A 22,449-nucleotide genomic window follows, 5' to 3' on the forward strand; every position below is an offset into this window, starting at 1 on the left:
ATCTCCATTTTCCGTTTGTTTTCTCGAATATTCTTTGTACTTTTGCCCTCAAATTTAACTAATGCTACAATTTAATAAGTCAAAATGAAGAAAATTATCTGGGGCATAGCCCTATTATTCTGTACATCGCTGACTGCAAATGCGCAGAACGGCTGTAAGAATTCTGCACAGAAAAGCTGCTGTAAGAGAGGTTATTACACACAGTATTACAGCGATAAGCCCGAACTCATAAAAGAGGCAAAGGCTTGGGCAGAGAGCGGCATCTGGCGCAATGGTTTCGATAAGGCGAAGCCACATTCCAGCGTAAACCTCATAGATTTCTATCTGCAGTATCAGAAGAATCCGCAGCAATGGCAGGCGCTCTTCGATTATCTTGCCAAGACCGATCTGCTGAGCATTCCGAAGGGAAAGCACAAGATTCCGGGTTCCGACCTCGTGGTAAGTGTAGAGGACAGCAGGAACGAGCCGCTGGAAAAGCGCCGCAGCGAGAGTCATAACAAGCACATCGATTTTCAGTATGTAGTAAAAGGCACAGAGCGTTTTGGCGTCATCGACCATTACACCAGTACCCCCAACTGCAAGTACCGTCCCGACGTGATTCATTATGATTACGACCGCCGGAAGGCCCGTTTCTTCAACAGTACCCCCGGCGAATTCTTCATCTTCTTCCCTAGAGACTGGCACATCGCCAAGTTGGCAACAGATGGTGAAGACCAGACCATCCGCGTTATCGTAATCAAGGTAGATTATAAGGATTAAGAATAATTAAAGAGCATATGAAAGTTTATATAGCCAATCCATTATATGATGCTGCGTTCAAGCGCATCATGGAAGAAGAGCGCATCGCAAAAACGTTCTTGTCTACGATTTTGCAAAGAGAAGTCGTCAGTATCAAGATATGCCAAGATGGATTCCGCAATATCAAAAGCAATAGCATTTCGATATTTAAGATGGGATTTGTTGCCAGCATAAAGAATAACGAGAACAGCAACGAACTTATAAACATAAGGCTGTATAAAACATGGGTTGACACGGACGTCTTGGAACCTCGCCAGCATCTGGCATGGCAGCGCTATATAGAAGAGAAAAACTCGGATGGTATGGGAGATGAATCTCTCCCAACGATTTCGGTTTTTCTCCTAGCCCACCGTATAGGAGATTTCGAAACTCCAGTTGCATGCCCTGCCCCCGGCAACATTATTATCCAATTGCCAATAATCAGCAAGACTCAAAACTCGAGTCAAAAGAAGGTATTAAGCATTTTTGACCAAGCAAGAACTTGCAGGGAAGACAAACACCTCTTGAAAGTAGATTATACACCCTATGATGGAGATACGGATATGGAGTATATGATTAAAATGCTTCTTTCAATGGCATCCGACCCAGATATGCAATACCAGATGAATATCGAAGATGAGTATATCTCCTTACTTGAAAAGAAGGATACCGAAATCCTCCAACTGGATCATTTGATTGAGCAAAGTAAGCTGAAGGAGAAATAAAAACAGAACTTCCCCAAGTTTACCCCACACGCCCTGAAAGGGCAGAAGCTCCTAGCCCAGGGCATCGCCCTGGGTATAATGGCAAACAGCAAGGCGCCCTGTAAGGGCAAAAGCTTTAAATACTTAGTAATAATAAAGCTTTTGCCCTTACAGGGCGACAGGTTTGCGTCCGTATTTACCCAGGGCGATGCCCTGGGCTAGGAGCTTTTGGGCCTTCAGCCCGTTCTTGAACCACATGCTAAAATACAACACCATGATATTAAAGTGAATTATATCGAAGAAGATGATGTTACTCAAGATGTTACTCAAGGTGAGTCTCAAGGTGGTATTCAAGATATCCCTTACCCCACTTCCACTACTACCTCGCTGCCCCTGACCATCGCCTTCTTGATGCGGTCGTAGAGCTGGAGGAAGCGTTCCTGACTCTTGAGTACGAACCCGGGAGCATGGGCCTCGCCGATGAGGATGCCACCCTGGCGCAGACGGAACGGGCCATTGCCCGGCTGCATCATGGGACAAGGAAGGGCATAAAGTTCTTGCAGACACCCGAACTCATGACTCTTGCGCTCCATGCGGCAAAGCTTGCAGGTTTCGGGGAGAGGAAGAGAGGAAGATGATGAAGAATCATCCCTTATCGGTTCGAGGAAAAGCATCTGGCGGGCGAAGCATTTGCATTTAGCCACCATGATGTGATATTCACCCGGCTCCAGACAGCCACCCTCGCGCTCCATCGTATCACAAATGTACTGATGGCCTACAACGATACCCTGGCGATTAACTACTTCCTGACTAAGGCGACCAACAATAGCGCCATGATCTCTACGAAAACGATTTAAAAACAACTTCATCATAACACGCAACAACTTAAAAACAACAATAGAAAAACATTTGAAATTCACATTCACTTTCACATTTTCTGAACGTAAAACGACTGGTAATAATCAGACAAATCCTTGCAACCTTCCGGCAACTGATGGTACACCAGCTGAGGGAACATTTCCTTCAGTTTCATATAAAGACCGATGCCCGGCTTGTCCTGATCAGGCCACATGTGAAGATTCCTTCCCGCTAAAAGATTGCGACATTCTTCATTACAAAGCGTAGCACTCGGGATGGCTATTGCCTTGTAACCCATAGACATAGCGCTCCAGCAGTCGGTACATCCCTCGGTAATAACCAATGGCTCTTTTTCTGTCACCTGCGGCAAGATCTGCATCCCATATACCATCGGCTTGCTACCTGGTGCAAACTTAAACCGCGGTTTTTCTTCAGTCTTATCTCCCAGATATCTGCTCTGAACCGTCAGCAGATTGCCATGAACGTCATAATAGGGAATCAACAGGGAAGGACCATCAAAAAACTTTCCACCAAAGCGATAGCCAGCAATGGAGAAATCTGTGCTCACCACTCTACACCAATAGATATATTCCGGGCGCAACTTTCTCTGAAAGAACAGGAAATCCTTGGCTTTATCTGTCAGTTTCTCACCCATGAGCATACGCATCAGATAATCTACGTCAGGCTTATGCTGAAACTCGCCTCTGAGATTGAGTCTGTCCGTATCACATTCAGATTTTCTATGCCCAGCAACAGCTTTATCCCGATGAAGCACCTCCTTACGGTTTCCCGCAGAATGATTACCGGTGCTGATATTGAATCTTCTGCACAGCCATTGGCAAGCCTCCGAAAAAGAGAGATTCTCCCGTTTCATCACCAGGTCGATATTATCTCCACCCCACCCGCATGCAAAGCAATGACAAGTGTTGGTGGAAGTCCAGAAATGCAAACTCGGATGGGTATCATTATGACTGATACAAAGGGCATTATGATACCGCAAACCCATTCCCAATTCATCAGCAACCTCCAGGATGCTGATAGCTCTAAGTTTAGAGAGCGTATTTGAATCAATATATTCTGCCATCTTCTAATTGTCTTTTTTAATATTACCATCACCAATAGTACCTTTCTGCTGCGTCTTTCTAAGCACCTTTCTATCCTCGCCCTTTGCTGGTTTTTCGAGCCATCCCCATCTGCGCCAGTTGCATACCATGTTGCGGGCAGGCGTCTTGAGCTCTTTCTGCTTCAGAAATTCCTCCAGGAACTGATAAGAGAATTCCTGCGGCAACTCGCTGAAATAGTCTACAGTATGATAAGGCTCTCCTTCGCCCTCGGCAGATATCTGCTCGAAAGCCTTGCCCCACCGCTGCAACATATTCTGCAAGATGCGGTCGGCACAAGCCAAATAGGTCTGCCTAACCAGTTTCCGGATTTCCTTCTCGCTCTTCTTCCCTTCCACTTTGTAAAGCACTTGCATGAGGGCAGCGATGCGGAAGGCTGAAACCGAACTGCGCTTGTAGAAGACATCCATCGACTTGGACATGGTTTTCACCACCTGCTGGCGGCAGTCGTTACACCATTTTACCACCGTCTTGTAGAGCCAGCTCATATCTTCCTCTATCTCCTGATGGAATTTTCCATCTTCCTCGTAGCACAACCCGAAGAGCTTATCCAATGTATTCTCCATCTCATTACGCTGCATATCGGTCAACGCCTGAAACTGAGGTGGATTGTCGCCCAGATGACTGATGAGCGGGCATAAGATGGTTCGGGTTACAGCACCGCCCTCAATGGCAGCTTTGTTCATATATCTGCTCACCGCACTCTGAGTGCCGCAGAATACGAACGACAGCAAGGCATCTACCATGGCACTATAGCTGGATTCGCTCATGAAATCCTGACCATAGACGCTACCCAGATCGTATGCCGTCTTGATAACCTGCGATAGGTCGGCAAACTGGCGCTTGGCAGAATGCACGATGGCAGAAATCTCATCGGCAAATTCGAAGAGCGTCTTCGGAGCACCATAGAGCTTGACGGCTGCATCGCATCGCTTGATAAACATGGTGAGCGATACGGTTTCGGGCAGGATGGTGATGTCGGTCTTCGGTTCGGGTGGCAGCTTGCCATCCTTCTTTCCCTGGCGTCGCTTCAGGGCAGCATACTCCTGCTCCTTGGCTCTCATTTCGCTGTCGCGCTCGATGAAAGGTTTCATCAGGGTACGCATGATGTATCTGGCAAACGACTTTCCGCTCGACTGCTCGCCCTCTACGATGACCTGCAACACGATGGCCGATTTTTCTCCCTGATTATCATACACATACTGTATTCTGACACGTGTAAGATAAACGCTGAGCATGGCAGCAGCCACCACCAGCGTAGGATACTTGAGGTCAGAAGGCGAAGTGATCATCCATTCTCTGATGCCCGACGGATAATCCTTATCGGCAATCAGGTGATGCAGGGGCATCTCTTCATTCTCTTCAGCCTGTTCAGCCAGCTTTTTTCCTATCAACCCAGATGATACCTTGTTATTGATTCCGCCCTTGGTATCCTCAGGCTTTGCCACTGGATTAGTCCGAGACGCTTCCTGTGGAGGTATTTTCTTTCCTTTTTCCATAATCCCAATCATTGATTATTTCTGTATGCAAAAGTAAGGAAAAAAAGCCTCCCCGGCAATAGGCGTCCTGCCGGTTCGCCTCCTACTAAGCCTCATCGCCGGCAACTAAGCCTCCAGCTCATCTGAAGGCATAAAAAAAAGCACTCTTTGCTTGCAAACGAAGCAAAAAGTGCTGATACTGTATTATTTCTAAAAAATACGCTACAATCTGCAGAATAGCTTAAAATGAGCGATTTATGAGTGTTTTACCTCAATAGAGGTAATGATTTGGCAACAGTTTCAATTTCTGCAATATGCATACGTTTGCTGTCAAACAACTCTTTTCGTTTGCAAAAATATAACAATTTATTGGATACACAATAAAATGTATGTTTTTTAACGATTGATATTGATAAGTGAGAATTCTGTGGATGAACATCTCGGTTAATAAATCCTGAGATATTCATCACACAGAATTTGGGTATTGCATTTTAGAGGTTAATTTGAAAACCAATGCTTTTCTAAAAACGATTAATCTCATCCTCAGCAGAACCGCTTCCGTTGTATTTATCTTTGAAACTATTGAAGTTGTAACTAATGGAAGCTATGATGCAGCGATTGAAGTTATTCACCTTTCTATTCTGCACCACAAAATTCACCCTCTTTACATCGTTCAACTTCGAGCTATCAAACAAGTCCTCTGCTTTCAATGTTATCGTCAATTTCTTTTTAAGTAACTGTTTCTGTACCATCATATTGAATGACGAATAACCGTTTTGCTCGTAGATTCCATGATGTCCCTTAATGTTCCAAAAGAAATCACATCGAAAAAGCCAATCGCTTCTTAGTTCCACTACATTTTGGAAAGCGAAGAGACCGTATGGATGATTGTAGTCTAATTGCTCTCCATTATATGATAGCGTGAAATAAGGTTTATAGACACCCATCGTCAAAGTAGGTCGCCAACAACCAAAAACAGGTGAAACAACACATTGCGCTCCTAGTTGCAGGAAATCCTTGGCGTTGGTTGACATCCAAGTTACCGTTCCAGGTTTGCCGGATACAGCAACGACAGTCGGATGGATGTAATCCTTGATATACTGATAATCCAACTTGAAGTCGAATATGCTATAATTCACACTAAGTTCTGTATCATACACGTATTGCGGTTTCAGATAAATGTTGCCTTGCTCATAATGGTATTGATTGTTGTAGCTCACACTGTTATTCAACTGACGAAACGAAGGACGGTTGACCCTGCTACTGAAATCAAGATTCATCCCCACTCTCCCAAACATAGTGGAAAGAGAAAGGGATGGAAGTATGTCCGAATAATTGGTCTTGTTCTTTACTTCTCCTTGGTCTGTGTTGATGGCATGAATGTACTCATAGCGAAGCCCGATGCTTCCTTTCCATTTGGAGGCAGACAAACGAAAAGTGGCAAATCCTGCATACTTGGTTTCCTTATTCTTGAATTGGTCATCGGCTATCTTCCCTTCTTCGTTTACAGACATACCCCATGAACTGATTTTACTGAAATCCGTTCCGAAATCAAGCCTATTATTCTTATTCATGTTCCAAGCAAACACCCCTTTGAGTGCAGTCGCACGATTTCGCTGGTCGTTTTGCATATGTGTGATTTCTGAGACAGCATCTATTCTACTTGTCTCGCTCACTTGTTGCTTATGTTTCAGTTGAGCATAAACATAGTCGGCATCCAAGTTGAGCTGTAGGTTGTCTGTTAGTTTGCCGATATAATACAGATTGACATTGTGAAACCTTTCCTTTTCAGATTCTTCAGTCTTGTTGTCTGTAGATGTCAGCAGTTCATCATTCTTGTACGTCTGCATATAGTCGAAAGGAGAGTCGAGCATCTTGTAGTTGGAGATGCTTCCCAAATATCTTCCGCCGATAGTGTGATTCTTGTTTATGGCATAATTCATACCAACATTATAGTCATGAGAGTGAGAGCGGTCGGAATATTCAGAAGCAGAAATCTCATGAAATGTATCTTGCTCGTAATTGAACTGGTTAACATCATATCTGATGTCACTTCTCGTATTGTCATATTGATATGCGAGGAATACATCCAAAGCTCCCTTGTGGATGTTGAGGTTGACCTCCTCGTTGTTAGACAAATTCTTATGTTTGGAGATTTCCGCACCCACAATACCAGAAAGTCCATCCAAGGAATGGTGTACGGTAGTGATGTTTATGACACTCCTTGTTTCTGCATCGTATTCTGCCCCAGGGTTTGTTATGAGCTGTACAGACTTCACATTGGTAGAAGAAAGGAGTGACAACCCTGAAGTATTAGTCTGCTTTCTTCCATCTATATAGATGACAGGCTCACCCTTACCAAACACCTCATACTTTCCATTTGTATAGAGCATCCCAGGAATATATTTGATAACATCTGTTGCCTTGCCAATATTTTTCAAATTGGAATTTTGAACGTCAAGCGTAAGTTTACCGTTTTCTCTTAATATGTATTTACGATGCCCTTTAATCACAATTTTTTGCAGATTAATTGTAGCATCCTCCAAGGTTATGGCACCAACTTCACCGGTACGATATGCATTACAATAAGTTTTGTAGCCCACACAACTCACTTTCACAATCGCCTTTTTCACCTCGCAAGGAATTACGAACTGACCATTCTCATTTGTCACACCACCCGTGACTAAACTGGAATCACTAACATTGAGCAAAGCGACATTGGCGAAATCAACTGGGCGAGAATGCTTATCCACGATACGACCAATCATCTTGGCGGAAGCCTTCTGAGTGCATTCCACTACAATGATGTTATCCATCTGCGTCATCTTGATGGGGTAAAAGCCTATCAGCTGCATGATGGCATCGGGAACACTCTGGTTTCTGATGCTCTTGGTTACTCTGAAATCCTCCAACTCGTCATACACAAAGTTGATGACATACTTATCCTGTCGAGCATTCAAATCCTTCAATGCCGCAGAGAATGACACATTATTATATTGTCGGGTAATGCGTTGGGCAGAAACGCCCATACTTATCACCGAAAGCAAAATCAAACTTATCAGATATTTACTCATAGCCTATTCTCTGTTTTATAGTCCATATACTGTATATACAGTTGAGGGAATCAAAAAACTAAGCAAAACAACAACTTTTTTCAAAATTTACAGAAAAAACATTCAACGACTCCTTGTCTTCCACAAAGCCATAGGATGAAATTTGATTCTATTGACCATCTCTTTATCCTCGAACAGCAATTCTGGAATATACTTCTTGTCATTGAATTCCCGCACGTATTCTTTCTCTGATTCTGTCAGAACCAATAGCTTTGAGAGAAAGTCTTTCACTTCTGTCTTGGCTTTTTCAAAGTCAAAATGCTCACTGCGCCTAAGCACAGGCAAGAGTTGCGAACGAATCTGCGGAAAACGGATTTTGTCTATCTGCGGAAAGTCAGTATATTCCGTAGGCGTAGCGTTGTCTTTTCTGCTTGAGCCAACAGTCAGATAAAAGACAGTCGCTTTTCTCAGCAACGTTTTCTCTTCATCGCTCACGAATAGCTGATGCTTCACCATGTTATAGACATCATAAATGTCACGTGCAGCACTTCTACCTATCAAGGCGTTTATCTTGGTGGCAAACAATTCGACAGGTGAAAGAGAACGTACCTTCACATCGCTCAGAAACGGAATGGACACATGAGTCTCTATGGCAGGCAGGATATGGCAACGGTCGGAATAGTTGATTTCTATCTTGATGCCATCGTTGTTGCCTGCGGCATTGGTATAATGAAACACCCATGAGTCAAGCGTATGCGGTGTCTTGGAGCCAGGCGCAAGATGATAACCATCCGACTCCATATAGCGTAGAATCTCGTTATTCACTTCTTGGCGAATGGAGAGCATGGATTCTCGGTCGCAATCCACCGTAAAGTCAAGGTCTATATCTACCGAGAGTCTTGGCAGTTGGAAAACGGTGAGATTGATGGCTGTACCACCTTTCAGCACAAGAGATTTAGACAGCAAAGGACTGTCATGGAAATAGTTGAGTATCTCCACCAGTCGCATCACCTTTTCGAGGTTGTCGCGAATAAAGCCTTGCTCCTTGGCGATGATGTCAAGAGCTTGTTTGTTATATGAGTTCATATTCTTCCTTTGATGTTAGTTCTTGCGGCACATACATGCGCCATTTATTTACAAATGTATCCGACTCTTCGTTGTTAGTCAACCACTTGACGCTTTTGGTTCCCTTGGCTCGGCACAGCTCCAAGAGGGATTCTGAGATGTTGGCTTGTTCCTTGATTCGCTCCAACAGATAGCCTGTCTTCTGGTACAGGAATGCCTTGTCGTACCTTGCGAGATAATCGATGAGCCTTTCCTCATTGAGCAAGACGATACCCTCCATGCAATGCAGCAATTCCTCAATACCCCCAGCTCGGTCGATACGGTCAAAGCAATCCAACAACGTACTCTCCATATCCGTTACTCGTACATAAGGGTTTCCCTTGGGAGTCATCATACCAACGATTTCCTTTGTTTGTCGGCAATAGGTATAATCTACATCGTCGAAAGAAAAGGGATTGAAGCGAGTCATGCTTTTCACAAAAACCTCATTGAAGGGTTGATGAGCCAATCCATGAAACTCCAATGCTGTATGATAACTGATGCAAGCTGTAGGTGACAAGTGGCTTCCTATCTCATACTTGTCGCAAACAGGTAAACCCGACGCAATATCCTTCATGCAATAGGTATTACGCCGTATAGCTACAATCCACCCTTGTTGCTTGTACCGAGCAAGCAACGCTTCCACCGCCTTCACCTTGCCTTTCAGAGCCTCAGAAAGTTCATCCAAAGTGAATATCCGCAGCTTGTATAATATACTCAATAGTTCCGTCATCGTTTCTAATTTTGCGCAAAAATATAAAATCTAATTTATTTATGAGAAAAATCAGAAACTTTTTATGCTTTTTTATATGTTCTTTCCATCTTAATTGTTCGACTACGGAAGCGGATTTGCAATCCGCAGCCGTAGGCTTTTCATATCTCCAAATTTGTGATGCTGCGTTCTCGCTTGAGGCGGATTTCAAATCCGCATCAAATAGGTCGAGCCTTTTTTGTCTGCGGATTGCAAATCCGCAGGAACGCCTAGCGGACTTGCGTATCTCCCTAACGCCTAGCGGACTTGCAAACCAGTATTACGGACTTATACCACAGCACCTATTCTTTTATATTATCACCCCCACTGACATAAGAAAGAACCAAACGGCGAACCACGGCATGAATGTCTTCATTAGGGAACTTCTGGCGATATTTCTCCGTAAGGTCTTCGCAGAAATACATCTTGCTATGAACCACAGAAGCAGGAATATTTTGCTTTATAAACACATCGTATGTTGCAACAGGCTTGCCATCCTTTGTGTCGACAGGCACAATATCCATCTTATACCAAGCATTTGCAGATGCGGCAGGGAACAATCTATAATTGTCATTACTCTCCACTTTACCAGCGATGTCCAGTATATATCCGTCAGCAGACTTATCGTCCTCAGGATTCACCGCATATAGCATAAGCGTCGAGTGACTTATGATAAACTGATATTTCTTGCTTCCTCCAAAAGGAGGGTTTGCCTTCAAATCCTGCTCTATATCCTCACGAATTTGTGGCGCATCCACCACATACTCTACTTCGCCAGTATAATTGACGACAGTTTTCGATGATTGTGGATTGGGCGGAATAACTTCACCATTGTCATTGCTGTTGTCACACGCACAAAAAGCCAAGACTACCAACAATAGTAAGACTGATTTTTTTACTAAATACTTCATATCCTAATTTGTTTATTAAACCTATTCTATTGTTAAACGTAGAATATGCCTAAAACTTGCTCTATTTTACGTTTTTAACATTCCATCTAAAACTTGCCAACACTCACAAGAAGCAATCATTTCCCCGCTTCCTACTGTCCCTTACGGTAGATGGCGACAAAACGTTTAGCGATATTGTTGAGTTCCTCCCGGGCGTTAGGATCTCTTACATCATCAAAACTCCAGTTGGGAAATTCGCCACGCATTTTGGAGAAACGCTTGGAGATGGCACCGCCATTGGTCAGGTCGGAAGGCAGCCCCAACTGCTCCGTAAGATACTTGCAGAAAGATGCGCCATTATCAAATTTGCCTTCAAAATCTTTGATTTCAGAGAGCGCCTCCATAATCAGGGCATAGTCTTTCTTCAAAGGAATAGCCTTCTCGTCTATCATCTTCTGCAAAGCCCTCTTAACTCTTTCTCCCTGGCTCAAGTCGCCCCATTTCTTCTCATTATCTTCTTCCGTTTTTTCCTGCCCGCCGTTTTCCTGATGCTCATCGTCTGTCACTTCCAATTCCAATGTCCTCTTCTGTTCAGGCTCGAATCCGTGCAGATAATCTTCATCATTGTTCTGGCGCATCAGTTCATTAATCTGAGATGAAACGAAGAAACCATCCTCGCCATAATAACCGATATTGGCTGCCAGCCGCTCAACCACATCCCGGTTCTTCACGACTGCTCCGAGACACCGCTGAGAAAACTCCTGAGTTACGTAGCCTCTCCATTGCCCCATAATCATTGAGCAAAATTGAAACACTTTCGACTCCAAAGGCATCATCTGAAGTATCACAGCTGCCATATACAGGATGACAAATACGATTCTCTGCCGCTCTTCCTGAGCTGTAGCATACTCATCCTCGTCAACATAGTTTTTCTCATATTGCCCTATTCCTTCCACAAAGGCAAGGCGGCTCTCGGTATCGGTATGCGAAAACATCATTTTGTCTACGATGCAGAATACCTCATAAAAAACATCCTCGCATGAACATCTGGACGTAGGAAACCACGTCTTATCATTGAAGATATCATGGGTGATGGCTCTGAAAACCTGATAAATCATGTGTTGCGAAAAAGATTTATCTACCATCTGTCTGGTCTTCATCTTAAATAACCTCATCGTCGTAACCATTTAAATCATCAAGAATCACATCAAGAGAATTGATCAAAGCAAACTGAGAATCTCCATGACAATCGCAACAGACAGCATCTCCATTAACCAGAGCAACAATCTCAACATCGGAGATTTTCACCTTGGTTCGTTTCAGCGAACGGGAAGAGGTGCACGGACCTTTCCTATAATATACCTTGATGCCGTAATCTTCCTTGCTGCACAGGTTCACCATCAAGGCTATGTCTCGGTTTGCCTTGTCTAAGTGCAACTGCTTACCTTTATCTGTACCAAATTTTACCTCATACATACTGGCATTGAGACACTCCATTAATGACTGCTGCATCTGTAATTGCATGACAAAGGAATATGGCGCATCGCTGAGAGACTGATGGCGAGGAAAAGAAAACACCACAGCCCTTGGCCTGCAGCCAGCCTTGATTCTTTCAGCCACGGCATCAAAGAAATCACCAGGTGGCAACTTGGCAGAAATCACCATATTCCAGCCATATTGATTCGCCACCCTGTTGATATTATCACGCAGAAGAGCCACCACCTTGTCCTGTCCCCTTTTGCCGCCGAAGATTCTAGATTCTTCCACAAAAAGGAAACCTCTGTTGGGGCGATTATCAATGATTACCTTACAGAAAGGCTGGTTATGAATTTCATTCTCCTTAAAGTTACTCCAATAAAATTCTTTTTTGTCTGCGCATACATCCAGCACAGCCACACCTTCGCGAAATCCCAATATTCGGTTGTCGTGAATAACGTCTTCCTCATTCTTCCGTGATTCCACCAAAGTCATTTTCTTGCTTTTCAGCAAACTGTCCATTACCTTCTCGAAACCAGTCTGACATTCCTGATATTTTTCAGGCGATGACATTTCGAGAAAATCCAAGGGTAGAGTACCCTCGATACTTGAAAGATTCCGGCTTTTGCAGAAATCATACTTGAAGACAACAAAAGAAGTCTTTTCTGTGCTGTTTTTAGTTCGTCCAGTCATTAGCTTCTGGTTTAAATTATACCATGAAAGTTATTTTCCATAGCAACTACAAAAGTAACACTTTTTCCCCGAATAAACAAATAAATTCTAAATTATTTTTACCAAATTGTCTTTTTTCATAAAACCATCAAAACAAAATGTGAATGTGAATGTGAATTTGAAATGTAAATCAATGTATCGGGTTGTTCCATCCATTCCTTTTATTGGATATTGTGAATGAAATTCAGTCCTCGCGCGCGTACCTTATTATATATATAATATGAACCTATTATAATGGCTACTATTACTTAAACACGATTATCCGCTTCTCCTTCAGGTAACATTGAAAAACATTTCAAATTCACATTCACATTCACATTTTTGCCTTTCCTTCTATCCACCAGCTAACCCACATAGCAAGTAACTGTGCGCCCGATGCCCCCAAAACTGCGTCCCGACGCGCCGCCAGCCACGTCCCGACACAGATGGCGATACGTCGGGACGTAGCGCCGACTGCATCGGGACGCAGTTGGCGGTACATCGGGACGCAGTTGGGGGTACGTTGGGACACGCCCTGAAAGGGCAGAAGCTCCTAGCCCAGGGCAACGCCCTGGGTAGCTATTGACGCAATCCCGGCGCCCTGTAAGGGCAAAAGCTTTAAAACCTCAAGCAAAAAATATAAAGCTTTTGCCCTTACAGGGCGTATTGGCTACATCCTTAAAACCCAGGGCGTTGCCCTGGGCTAGGAGCTTCTGCCCTTTCAGGGCGTGTGGCGTCAAGCAAATACATGATTAATGAGGAAGGAATGCACGTGATTCGGGACAAGGATGCACGTGATTCGGGACAACTATTGTTTTTCAGAGAAAAATGTTGTATCTTTGCATTGTCATTCAAAGATAGGCTGAATTAACCACTAAAAAACTGAGAGGCTACCGGGGAGTGCACACCGATGCCGATGAGTAACTTAAGGAAGCTGACCGATGAACCACAGAAAAAGAAACTGATTGTTGAACCATTAAAAAAAGAAAGGAAAAAGAAAATGAAAAAGGAAGTTTGGAAAACTATCTTGCAGGTGATTATCGCTGTACTTACTGCCGTAGGCACTACGCTCGGCGTTACCAGCTGCATGTAAACTGATTTGTTTAACCATTAAAAAAAACGATTTGAATTATGGGTATTAAAGTAAAAGCTATTGAGCGCAACGTAGCGTTCGAAAAAGGTAAGCAAAAGTGGGCATTCGTGATGCAGGCTGAACTCTATAGCCAGCTCAACGCCGCGAAGGTGATAGAAGAAGCTGCCGTGCGCAGCGGATTGCCTAAGGCGGTGATCAACGCCGGATGGTCCGCCATCGGCGAAGTGATTGCTGCATGGGCCACCGAGGGCCACAGCGTGGCTGTGCCAGGACTGGGCAGCCTCCGATTCGGTCTTAACTCTACCGCCGTAGAGGATGTGAACAAGGTGAGCGCCAACCTCATCACCCGCCGATACATCATCTTCGTGCCTAACACCGACATCAAGAAGGAACTCGAAGAGACTTCCGTCAACATCACCTGCTACGACCGAAACGGCAAGGTGGTGAAGCAGGTTACCTCTACCGATACGCCTCCTACTACCCCATCCGACGGCGATAATCCATCCGGAGGCGATAATCCATCCGGAGGCGACACCCCATCGGGCGGCGATTCTACTGGTGGAACCGGAAGCGAAACCGGCGGCGATGGACTTGAATAAAAGGTGCTGAGCCTGAAAAAGTAAAACCCTCCCCAGGTCTTAAAAAGTCCTAGGGAGGGTAAACTTTGTCTGGCAGTTAAATTGTTTACGCAATGTACCATACCAGACGCCCGAATACAACATGCTAACCCACCTTTCCCCTTACGGAATCAGCATGTCGCTAACAATCCTTTGTGCCTCAAAAAAAAAAATACTTTTTTTCAAACCAAATCAACAGCCTAGCCTCACGGCTAAAACGTATATAATGTTCTTACCTTATTTCAAAACATGATGGTAACATATTCTGCAGCGATATCAACCAGCTTCTTGCGGCGGGCTACACCTATTATATAATGAGCCTCCTTCGCCGAACAGTGGAAGTATTTCTTCACAGCTGTTACCAGTTCTTCCTTGCTTATCGAGCCTATACCCTTAGGATAAGCCTTGCGGATAGCCTTCTCGATATCTGCCATCTTATATTCATGGTGGCGCTTGTGGAAGTACTGCGATACGATGATAGAGAGAACTATCACGAGCAGGATGATAATAAATACTACAGACTTGTTCATTTCCTTATCTCCTTTTAATTGATTAGACATATCAGGTTCGCTGAATCACCCTTCCGGGTGCTCCAAGTTTTCGGCATCACCGATAGCCGTTATCGGTAAATCCTCTGCAAATATAGCATTTTTTCTTGAAACAACAATATTTTTCGGCATTTTTTTCACTATTTCTGCAAAAAAACTTGCAAAATACAAAAAAAACACTTATTTTTGCAAGAAAATAATCCTTAAGACAGAAAGATAATGCAAGAAACTGTAAAGAAAGTATTGAATGGCGATTTTAATCGCAAGAAAGCATTGCTGTTTCTCATAACGGCTCTGCTTACCGTTATCGTCTGGAACCTGCCCATCGACAGCTTCGGCATCGACGGGCTCACCATTGTGCAGCAGCGCGTCATCGCCATCTTTGTCATGGCCGTGATGCTCTGGCTCACCGAGGCCATACCGGCATGGGCTACCAGCGTAGTGATCATCTTCGTGCTGCTGTTCTTCGTCAGCGACTCCGCCTTTAAGATCATGCAAGGCTCGGAGGCAGAGATGGGCAAGCTGCTCGACTATCAGGGTGTGATGGCGTGCTTCGCCGACCCTACCATCATCCTCTTCCTGGGCGGTTTCGTACTCGCCATAGCCGCTACCAAGAGCGGACTCGACGTGATGATGGCGAAGGCCCTGATTGCGCCATTCGGCAAGCGTTCTGAGAACGTGCTGCTGGGTTTCATGCTCATCACCGGCATCTTCTCGATGTTCATTTCAAATACAGCCACCGCCGCCATGATGCTCACCTTCCTCACACCGGTGTTCAAATCATTGCCGCCTTCGGGCAAGGGCCGCGTGGCGCTCACCATGGCCATACCTATCGGAGCCAACCTGGGCGGTATGGGAACCCCTATCGGAACCCCGCCTAACGCCTTCGCCTTCAAGGTTTTGAACGACCCTGCAGGACTCAACCTGGGTCTCAGCTTCGGCGACTGGATGATGATCATGGCCCCTATGGTGCTCATCATGCTCGTGATGGCATGGATCATCATACGCAAGATGTTCCCGTTCTCTGCCCCGACCATCGAGCTCAACATCGAGGGCAACATGCAGCACAACTGGCGCACCACGGTGGTGGCCGTCACCTTCCTTGCAACCATCGTGCTCTGGGTATTCGGCAAGCAGCTGGGCATCAACGCCAACACCGTGGCCATGCTCCCTATCGCCATATTCGCCCTTACGGGAGTGGTTACAGCCAAGGACCTGAAGGAGATTGACTGGGCTGTCATCTGGATGGTGGCAGGCGGATTCGCCCTCGGATTGGCGATGAACGGCACCGGTCTTGCCGAGGCAGCCGTAAAGAGCATTCCGTTTGCAGAATTCAATCCGCTGGTCATCATGATTGTATCCGGACTGGTATGCTTCATCCTGAGTAACTTCATCTCCAACACCGCCACCGCCGCCCTGCTCATCCCTATCCTCACGGTGGTATGCGCCGGCATGGGCGACAAGCTCAACACCATCGGCGGCACCTCTACCATCCTCATCGGAGTAGCGGTATCGGCCAGCTGCGCCATGTCGCTGCCTATCTCAACCCCTCCTAACGCCATCGCCTACTCTACCGGCCTCATCCAGCAGACCGACATGGTGAAGGCAGGACTCACGGTGGGCATCCTGAGCATGATAGTGGGCTACGCCGTGCTCATCACCTTCTGCAAGATGGGCGTGCTCTAGAGGGGCATCATCTGCGAAAATACACATTATTATATATATAAAGGAATGAAAAAGATTGTTATAGGAATCGACGTAGGCATCTCTACGACCAAGATTGTGGGTATCGATGAAAGCGGCGTGGTGGTAAGCCCCATCCGCATCAAGGCCACCGACCCTATCACCTCGCTCTACGGAGCCTTCGGCAAGTATCTTCACGACAACAAGATTGCGCTGAGCGATGTAGAACAGGTGATGCTCACAGGCGTAGGTTCTGCCTATATCGACGAGCCCATCTACGGACTGCCTACCTCGAAGAGCGAGGAGTTCGTGGCCGACGGACTGGGCGCCCGATATGAGAGCAAGCTCGACCGCATGATCGTGGTGAGCATGGGAACCGGTACATCGCTCGTAAAATGCGATGACAACGAGATAAGGCACATCGGAGGCATCGGCATAGGCGGCGGAACCCTGGCAGGACTGAGCCGCATCATGCTCAAGACCGACGACATCAAACAGATTATCAACCTCGCCAAGGACGGCGACGTGAGCAAGATAAACCTGCTGATAGGCGACATCAGCGCCAAGCCTCTGCCCGGACTCCCGATGAACGCCACCGCATCGCTCTTCAGCAACGCCAAGGCCAACGCTTCGCGCGAAGACATCGCCATGGGACTCATCTGGATGGTGCTGCAGTCGATAGGTTCGGCTACCATCCTCTCATCGCTCGAATCGGGCATCAAGGATTTCGTGCTCATCGGCAACCTCACCCTGCTGCCGCAATGCCGCGAGGTGTTCCCAGCCATGGAGAAACTCTACGGAGTGAGGTTCAGAATACCGAAATACTCGGAATTCTGCACAGCCATCGGAGCTGCGCTCGACTATAAGCGACAAGCAAAATAATCACCCCCGAATCGCCGCAATGCCCTATACACGGGCGTTGCGGCGATTTTCATTTCCACCCCCTGCCACGGCACACAGACAACAAGGGAAAAACGCACACAAGCGCACAAAATGCGCAACACGCTGATAGATAACAACTTAAACGTTTCGGAAAACAGAAATTTATCAAAGTTTTCCAAAACTTTTCGTTTCCTCCTGATTATCAGCGACTTAATATTTTTTAACGATAAAAAAGTTGTCCAAAAGTAATTACTTTCAGAAATTATTTATATCTTTGCAATGTCAAAAGGAGGTACATATCTACCTCTTCAAGTCATAAGGACTTAATACTAAGTAATTTAAACATCAATCGTAAAAGTAATACTAAAATGATCCAGACAGTAGTAAAGCGTGACGGACGCATCGTTGGATTCAACGAACAGAAAATCATGGCAGCCATTCGCAAGGCCATGTTACATACCGACAAGGGTGAAGATACCACTCTCATCGAGCAGATAACCGACCACATCTCTTATCGCGGCAAGAGCCAGATGAGCGTTGAGGCCATTCAGGACGCCATCGAGATGGAGCTCATGAAGAGTGCCCGCAAAGATGTTGCCCAGAAGTATATCGCATACCGTAACCAGCGTAACATCGCCCGCAAGGCGAAGACACGCGACGTGTTCATGAGCATCGTCAATGCCAAGAACAACGACATCACCCGTGAAAACGCCAACATGAATGCCGACACACCAGCCGGCATGATGATGAAGTTCGCTTCAGAAACCACTAAACCATTCGTCGACGACTACCTCCTCTCAGAGGATGTACGCGACGCCGTCATGCACAACTATATACATATTCACGATAAGGACTATTACCCAACCAAGAGTCTCACCTGCGTGCAGCATCCGCTCGACGTGATTCTGAACCACGGTTTCACAGCCGGTCACGGTTCAAGCCGTCCTGCCAAGCGCATCGAGACCGCAGCCGTGCTGGCTTGTATCTCTCTCGAGACCTGCCAGAACGAAATGCACGGCGGTCAGGCTATCCCAGCCTTCGACTTCTATCTGGCTCCATACGTACGCATGTCGTACCAGGAAGAGGTGAAGAACCTGGAGAAGCTGACAGGCGAAGACCTGAGCAACCTCTATGATGCGCCAATCGACGACTACATAGAGAAGCCACTCGACGAGCTGCAGGGCCGCGAGCGCCTGGAGCAGCACGCCATCAACAAGACCGTGAACCGTGTGCATCAGGCGATGGAGGCATTCATCCACAACATGAACACCATCCACAGCCGCGGCGGTAACCAGGTAGTATTCTCAAGCATCAACTACGGTACCGATACAAGTGCCGAGGGTCGCTGCATCATGCGCGAAATCCTGCAGAGCACCTATCAGGGCGTAGGCAATGGCGAAACAGCCATCTTCCCTATCCAGATATGGAAGAAGAAGAGAGGCGTAAACTATCTGCCTGAGGACAGAAACTACGACCTCTACAAGCTGGCGTGCAAGGTAACAGCCCGCCGTTTCTTCCCTAACTTCCTGAACCTCGACGCCACCTTCAACCAGAACGAGAAGTGGCGTGCTGATGATCCTGAGCGCTACAAGTGGGAGATTGCAACCATGGGCTGCCGTACCCGCGTGTTCGAAGACCGCTGGGGCGAGAAGACCAGCATCGCCCGCGGTAACCTGAGCTTCTCTACCATCAACATCGTGAAGCTCGCCATCGAGTGCATGGGCATCGAAAACGAAAAGCAGCGCATCGACATGTTCTTTGCCAAGCTCGACAATATCCTCGACATCACAGCCAAGCAGCTCGACGAGCGCTTCCAGTTCCAGAAGACGGCGATGGCCAAGCAGTTCCCTCTGCTCATGAAGTATCTCTGGGTAGGCGCAGAAAACCTGAAGCCGGAAGAGACCATCGAGAGCGTCATCAACCACGGAACCCTGGGTATCGGCTTCATCGGATTGGCAGAATGCCTGGTTGCCCTCATCGGCAAGCACCACGGCGAGAGCGAGAAGGCACAGGAGCTGGGACTGAAGATTGTTACCTACATGCGCGACCGTGCCAACGAGTTCAGCGAGCAGTATCATCACAACTACTCTATCCTGGCTACTCCAGCCGAGGGATTGAGCGGTAAGTTCACTAAGAAGGACAGAAAGCAGTTTGGCGTCATCCCTGGCGTTACAGACCGCGACTATTATACCAACTCTAACCACGTGCCTGTATACTATAAGTGTACAGCCCTGAAGAAGGCACAGGTCGAGGCTCCATACCACGATCTGACCCGTGGCGGCCACATCTTCTATGTAGAGATTGACGGCGATGCTACCCACAACCCTTCTGTTATCGAGAGCGTGGTAGACATGATGGATAAGTACAACATGGGTTACGGCTCAGTAAACCACAACCGCAACCGCTGTCTCGACTGCGGCTACGAGAATGCTGACGCCCACCTCGAGGTTTGTCCTAAGTGCGGCAGCCACCACATCGACAAGCTGCAGCGCATCACCGGTTATCTGGTAGGTACTACAGACCGCTGGAACAGCGGCAAGCTTGCCGAGCTCCACGACCGAGTAACCCATATCGGAGGGGAAAAGTAAAATGATCAGCGTATTAAGCATCGTACATGATACGATGGTAGACGGTCCGGGCTTCCGCACATCCATTTATTGTGCGGGATGCCCCAACCATTGTCCGGGCTGCCATAATCCGCAGTCGTGGGACATCAGCCACGGCACGATGACCTCTACCGACGAGCTGATGAAGGAAATCATGAGCGACCCCTTCGCCAACGTCACCTTCTCGGGCGGCGACCCTATGTTTCAGGCAAAGGGCTTTGCCGAGCTGGCGCGCGCCATCAGGGAGCAGAGCAGCAAGAGCATCTGGTGCTTTACGGGTTATCTCTTCGAAAACCTCGTGAAGAATCCCGAGCAGCTGGAACTCCTCCGCCAAATCGATGTATTGGTAGACGGCCCCTTCGTACAGGCATTGCGCGATGAAGACCTCTTCTTCAGGGGCAGCAGCAACCAGCGCATCATCAACGTGCAGAAGTCGCTGAAAGAAGGAAGAGTGATAGAACTCAATCTTACAACAGAAAACCCGAATCCGGTATTGTAAATCTACATACCAGATTCGGGTTTCCCGTTTATTTTTTCGGGCACGGATTACACGGATTTTCTTATCTTAAATATTTCCTATCCCTCTTAGCATCCTTCTCTTCGAGGTAACTGATAGAACTCTGAATATAATCACGCTCCCACTCGCTCTCGTGCAATTTCTCATCGCCATAGAGCAGAAGGTCGAGATCCAGCGGAACATCTACCTTACGATAAGGACCACGGATTCTGCGTCCGCATCTCTGCTCCACACTCCGCAGCGCGGCAAGCACAGACTTCTTAGAGCAGATAGTCTCCCCCAACATCACCTGATTCAGAAACTTGTCAGAATTCTCCAGTCCGATAGGCTCAGTCCACATGCGCGGACCAAAAAGGCTGTTCTTGAACATACAACTCAGATGTTCATGCGCCTTCAACACATTCTCCTCCTGATTTCTGTTAGAGCCGATAGCTATAATTACTTTTGTACGAGTTTTCATTATTAAAATCATTATTTCTACAAAACAAGTCAGTTTCTCTCAGAAGAGACAGATAGCCCCTGCATTTGTATGTCATATTTTGTGCAAAGATATTAAAAATTTTGTAATAAACCGCGATTTATCCGTTTTTTTTTATATTTTTGCAGAATGAATCATCTAAAAGCAAACATTTTAGGGCTCGCTCTGCTCTGCTGCCTCCCGATGGGCGCACAGCTGAAGTGGAACCAGGCCTATCAGACATATATCAACCAGTATAAGGATCTTGCCATCGAGCAGATGCTCCGTTACCGCATTCCAGCCAGCATCACCCTAGCACAGGGACTGTTTGAGAGTGCGGCAGGAAGGAGCGACCTCGTACGCCAGGGCAACAACCACTTCGGCATAAAATGTCACAACTGGACGGGACCAACCCAGTACCACGACGATGATGCCCGTGGCGAATGCTTCCGCGTATACCAGGACGCAAGAGACAGCTACGAAGACCACAGCAAGTTCCTGGCGCGCCAGCCACGCTACGCACGCCTCTTCGAACTCTCGCAGCACGACTACAAGGGATGGGCTCGCGGACTGAAAGCCTGCGGCTACGCCACCAACCCGCAGTATGCCAGCAAGCTGATACAGATCATAGAGCTCTACAAGCTCAACCAGTATGACAAGGCCAAGCGCTACGACCGCTTCATGGCTACCCACAGCGGTACCGACCAGCCTGTAAACGCCGAAGGATTGCTGCACCCAATCCATATCTTCAACAAGAATTACTATCTCTATGCCCGCGAAGGCGACACCTTCAAGAGCATAGGCAAGGAGGTGGGCATCAGCTGGCGCAAACTGGCTCGCTACAACGAGCGCAACAAGCACGCCGTGCTGCACAAGGGCGACATCATCTATCTGAAGAAGAAACGCTCCAAGGCACCTAAGCAGTATAAGAAGCGCCCTCACGTGATACAGCCGGGCGAAAGCATGTACGCCATCTCGCAGAAGTATGGCATCCGACTGGAGAAACTCTACAAGATGAACCATCTCGACCCTAACATCCCGGTAAGCGTAGGAACACGACTGAGGGTAAGATAAGTGATGAGTGATTCGGTCACTTGGTGATTCGGTGAGAAATGTGAATAAA

The 22,449-nt window shown here is 46.7% G+C and carries 20 protein-coding genes; 9 read left to right on the forward strand and 11 right to left on the reverse strand.

The features are described 5' to 3' along the window. Positions 1-84: 84 nt before the first annotated feature. Together KUA46_RS07105 and KUA46_RS07110 are read left to right on the forward strand one after the other, a co-directional pair. Positions 85-759 carry a YhcH/YjgK/YiaL family protein gene (locus KUA46_RS07105; RefSeq protein WP_218486978.1) on the forward strand — a complete coding sequence of 225 codons (675 nt, stop codon included), beginning with the start codon at positions 85-87 and terminating at the stop codon, positions 757-759. A gap of 17 nt (positions 760-776) precedes the next feature. Beyond that, the gene (locus tag KUA46_RS07110; RefSeq protein WP_218486977.1) at positions 777-1,502 is read left to right on the forward strand and encodes a hypothetical protein; all 726 of its coding nucleotides are present in this window, start codon (positions 777-779) and stop codon (positions 1,500-1,502) included. Between the two features lie 341 nt (positions 1,503-1,843). Here the strand turns inward: KUA46_RS07110 and KUA46_RS07115 are convergent, their stop codons facing one another. The 9 genes from KUA46_RS07115 to KUA46_RS07155 all read right to left on the reverse strand — a co-directional run bounded on the left by KUA46_RS07115 (position 1,844) and on the right by KUA46_RS07155 (position 12,905). Then, complete coding sequence (locus KUA46_RS07115; protein WP_218486976.1) at positions 1,844-2,353, reverse strand: hypothetical protein; 510 nt, start codon at positions 2,351-2,353, stop codon at positions 1,844-1,846. A 56-nt stretch (positions 2,354-2,409) separates the two neighbouring features. Beyond that, positions 2,410-3,423: a CHC2 zinc finger domain-containing protein gene (locus KUA46_RS07120; RefSeq protein ID WP_218486975.1), complete on the reverse strand. Its 1,014-nt coding sequence runs from the start codon at positions 3,421-3,423 to the stop codon at positions 2,410-2,412. Positions 3,424-3,426: 3 nt separating this feature from the next. Further along, complete coding sequence (locus tag KUA46_RS07125) at positions 3,427-4,959, reverse strand: hypothetical protein (protein ID WP_218486974.1); 1,533 nt, start codon at positions 4,957-4,959, stop codon at positions 3,427-3,429. Positions 4,960-5,459: 500 nt separating this feature from the next. After that, positions 5,460-8,012, reverse strand: coding sequence for an outer membrane beta-barrel protein (locus tag KUA46_RS07130; RefSeq protein WP_218486973.1), 2,553 nt, complete (start codon positions 8,010-8,012; stop codon positions 5,460-5,462). 102 nt (positions 8,013-8,114) lie between these two features. Further along, positions 8,115-9,077 carry a nucleotidyl transferase AbiEii/AbiGii toxin family protein gene (locus tag KUA46_RS07135; protein WP_106812674.1) on the reverse strand — a complete coding sequence of 321 codons (963 nt, stop codon included), beginning with the start codon at positions 9,075-9,077 and terminating at the stop codon, positions 8,115-8,117. Then, positions 9,064-9,828 carry a type IV toxin-antitoxin system AbiEi family antitoxin domain-containing protein gene (locus KUA46_RS07140; RefSeq protein WP_218486972.1) on the reverse strand — a complete coding sequence of 255 codons (765 nt, stop codon included), beginning with the start codon at positions 9,826-9,828 and terminating at the stop codon, positions 9,064-9,066. The genes KUA46_RS07135 and KUA46_RS07140 overlap by 14 nt, the downstream gene beginning before the upstream one ends. 320 nt (positions 9,829-10,148) lie before the next feature. Further along, positions 10,149-10,757 carry a hypothetical protein gene (locus tag KUA46_RS07145; protein WP_218486971.1) on the reverse strand — a complete coding sequence of 203 codons (609 nt, stop codon included), beginning with the start codon at positions 10,755-10,757 and terminating at the stop codon, positions 10,149-10,151. A 131-nt stretch (positions 10,758-10,888) separates the two neighbouring features. Continuing rightward, positions 10,889-11,911, reverse strand: coding sequence for a hypothetical protein (locus tag KUA46_RS07150; RefSeq protein ID WP_218486970.1), 1,023 nt, complete (start codon positions 11,909-11,911; stop codon positions 10,889-10,891). Next, the gene (locus KUA46_RS07155) at positions 11,898-12,905 is read right to left on the reverse strand and encodes a hypothetical protein (RefSeq protein WP_218486969.1); all 1,008 of its coding nucleotides are present in this window, start codon (positions 12,903-12,905) and stop codon (positions 11,898-11,900) included. Before KUA46_RS07155 ends, KUA46_RS07150 begins: the two co-directional genes overlap by 14 nt. 1,018 nt (positions 12,906-13,923) lie before the next feature. On the opposite strand from KUA46_RS07155, the gene KUA46_RS07160 reads away from it, so the two are divergent. Next, complete coding sequence (locus KUA46_RS07160) at positions 13,924-14,016, forward strand: smalltalk protein (protein WP_022121332.1); 93 nt, start codon at positions 13,924-13,926, stop codon at positions 14,014-14,016. A 38-nt stretch (positions 14,017-14,054) separates the two neighbouring features. Next, the gene (locus KUA46_RS07165; RefSeq protein WP_218486968.1) at positions 14,055-14,615 is read left to right on the forward strand and encodes a DNA-binding protein; all 561 of its coding nucleotides are present in this window, start codon (positions 14,055-14,057) and stop codon (positions 14,613-14,615) included. Positions 14,616-14,875: 260 nt separating this feature from the next. Here KUA46_RS07165 and KUA46_RS07170 read toward each other — a convergent pair whose 3' ends face one another. Next, on the reverse strand, positions 14,876-15,163 hold the full coding sequence (locus tag KUA46_RS07170) for a hypothetical protein (RefSeq protein ID WP_118254120.1): 288 nt from the start codon (positions 15,161-15,163) through the stop codon (positions 14,876-14,878). 237 nt (positions 15,164-15,400) lie between these two features. Here KUA46_RS07170 and KUA46_RS07175 point away from each other — a divergent pair, with 237 nt between their 5' ends. The 4 genes from KUA46_RS07175 to nrdG all read left to right on the forward strand — a co-directional run bounded on the left by KUA46_RS07175 (position 15,401) and on the right by nrdG (position 20,851). Next, positions 15,401-16,867 (forward strand): SLC13 family permease, encoded by a 1,467-nt coding sequence (locus tag KUA46_RS07175; RefSeq protein ID WP_218486967.1) that lies wholly within the window; start codon positions 15,401-15,403, stop codon positions 16,865-16,867. A 45-nt stretch (positions 16,868-16,912) separates the two neighbouring features. After that, on the forward strand, positions 16,913-17,746 hold the full coding sequence (gene coaW / locus KUA46_RS07180) for a type II pantothenate kinase (protein ID WP_022121336.1): 834 nt from the start codon (positions 16,913-16,915) through the stop codon (positions 17,744-17,746). Between the two features lie 368 nt (positions 17,747-18,114). Further along, positions 18,115-20,334 carry an anaerobic ribonucleoside triphosphate reductase gene (locus tag KUA46_RS07185; protein WP_218486966.1) on the forward strand — a complete coding sequence of 740 codons (2,220 nt, stop codon included), beginning with the start codon at positions 18,115-18,117 and terminating at the stop codon, positions 20,332-20,334. 1 nt (position 20,335) lies between these two features. Next, positions 20,336-20,851: an anaerobic ribonucleoside-triphosphate reductase activating protein gene (gene nrdG, locus KUA46_RS07190; RefSeq protein WP_022121338.1), complete on the forward strand. Its 516-nt coding sequence runs from the start codon at positions 20,336-20,338 to the stop codon at positions 20,849-20,851. Between the two features lie 61 nt (positions 20,852-20,912). On the opposite strand, the gene KUA46_RS07195 is transcribed toward nrdG, so the two are convergent. Further along, positions 20,913-21,329, reverse strand: a complete 417-nt coding sequence (locus KUA46_RS07195; protein ID WP_153083548.1) for a 2-amino-4-hydroxy-6-hydroxymethyldihydropteridine diphosphokinase — start codon at positions 21,327-21,329, stop codon at positions 20,913-20,915. A gap of 147 nt (positions 21,330-21,476) precedes the next feature. Here KUA46_RS07195 and KUA46_RS07200 point away from each other — a divergent pair, with 147 nt between their 5' ends. Then, entirely contained in the window at positions 21,477-22,400 is a 924-nt protein-coding gene (locus KUA46_RS07200) for a glucosaminidase domain-containing protein (RefSeq protein ID WP_022121340.1), read from the forward strand. The last annotated feature ends 49 nt before the right edge of the window (positions 22,401-22,449 follow it).

Origin of the sequence: Segatella copri (genome assembly GCF_019249765.2) — a bacterium.
GTDB classification, from domain to species: Bacteria; Bacteroidota; Bacteroidia; order Bacteroidales; family Bacteroidaceae; genus Prevotella; species Prevotella copri_K.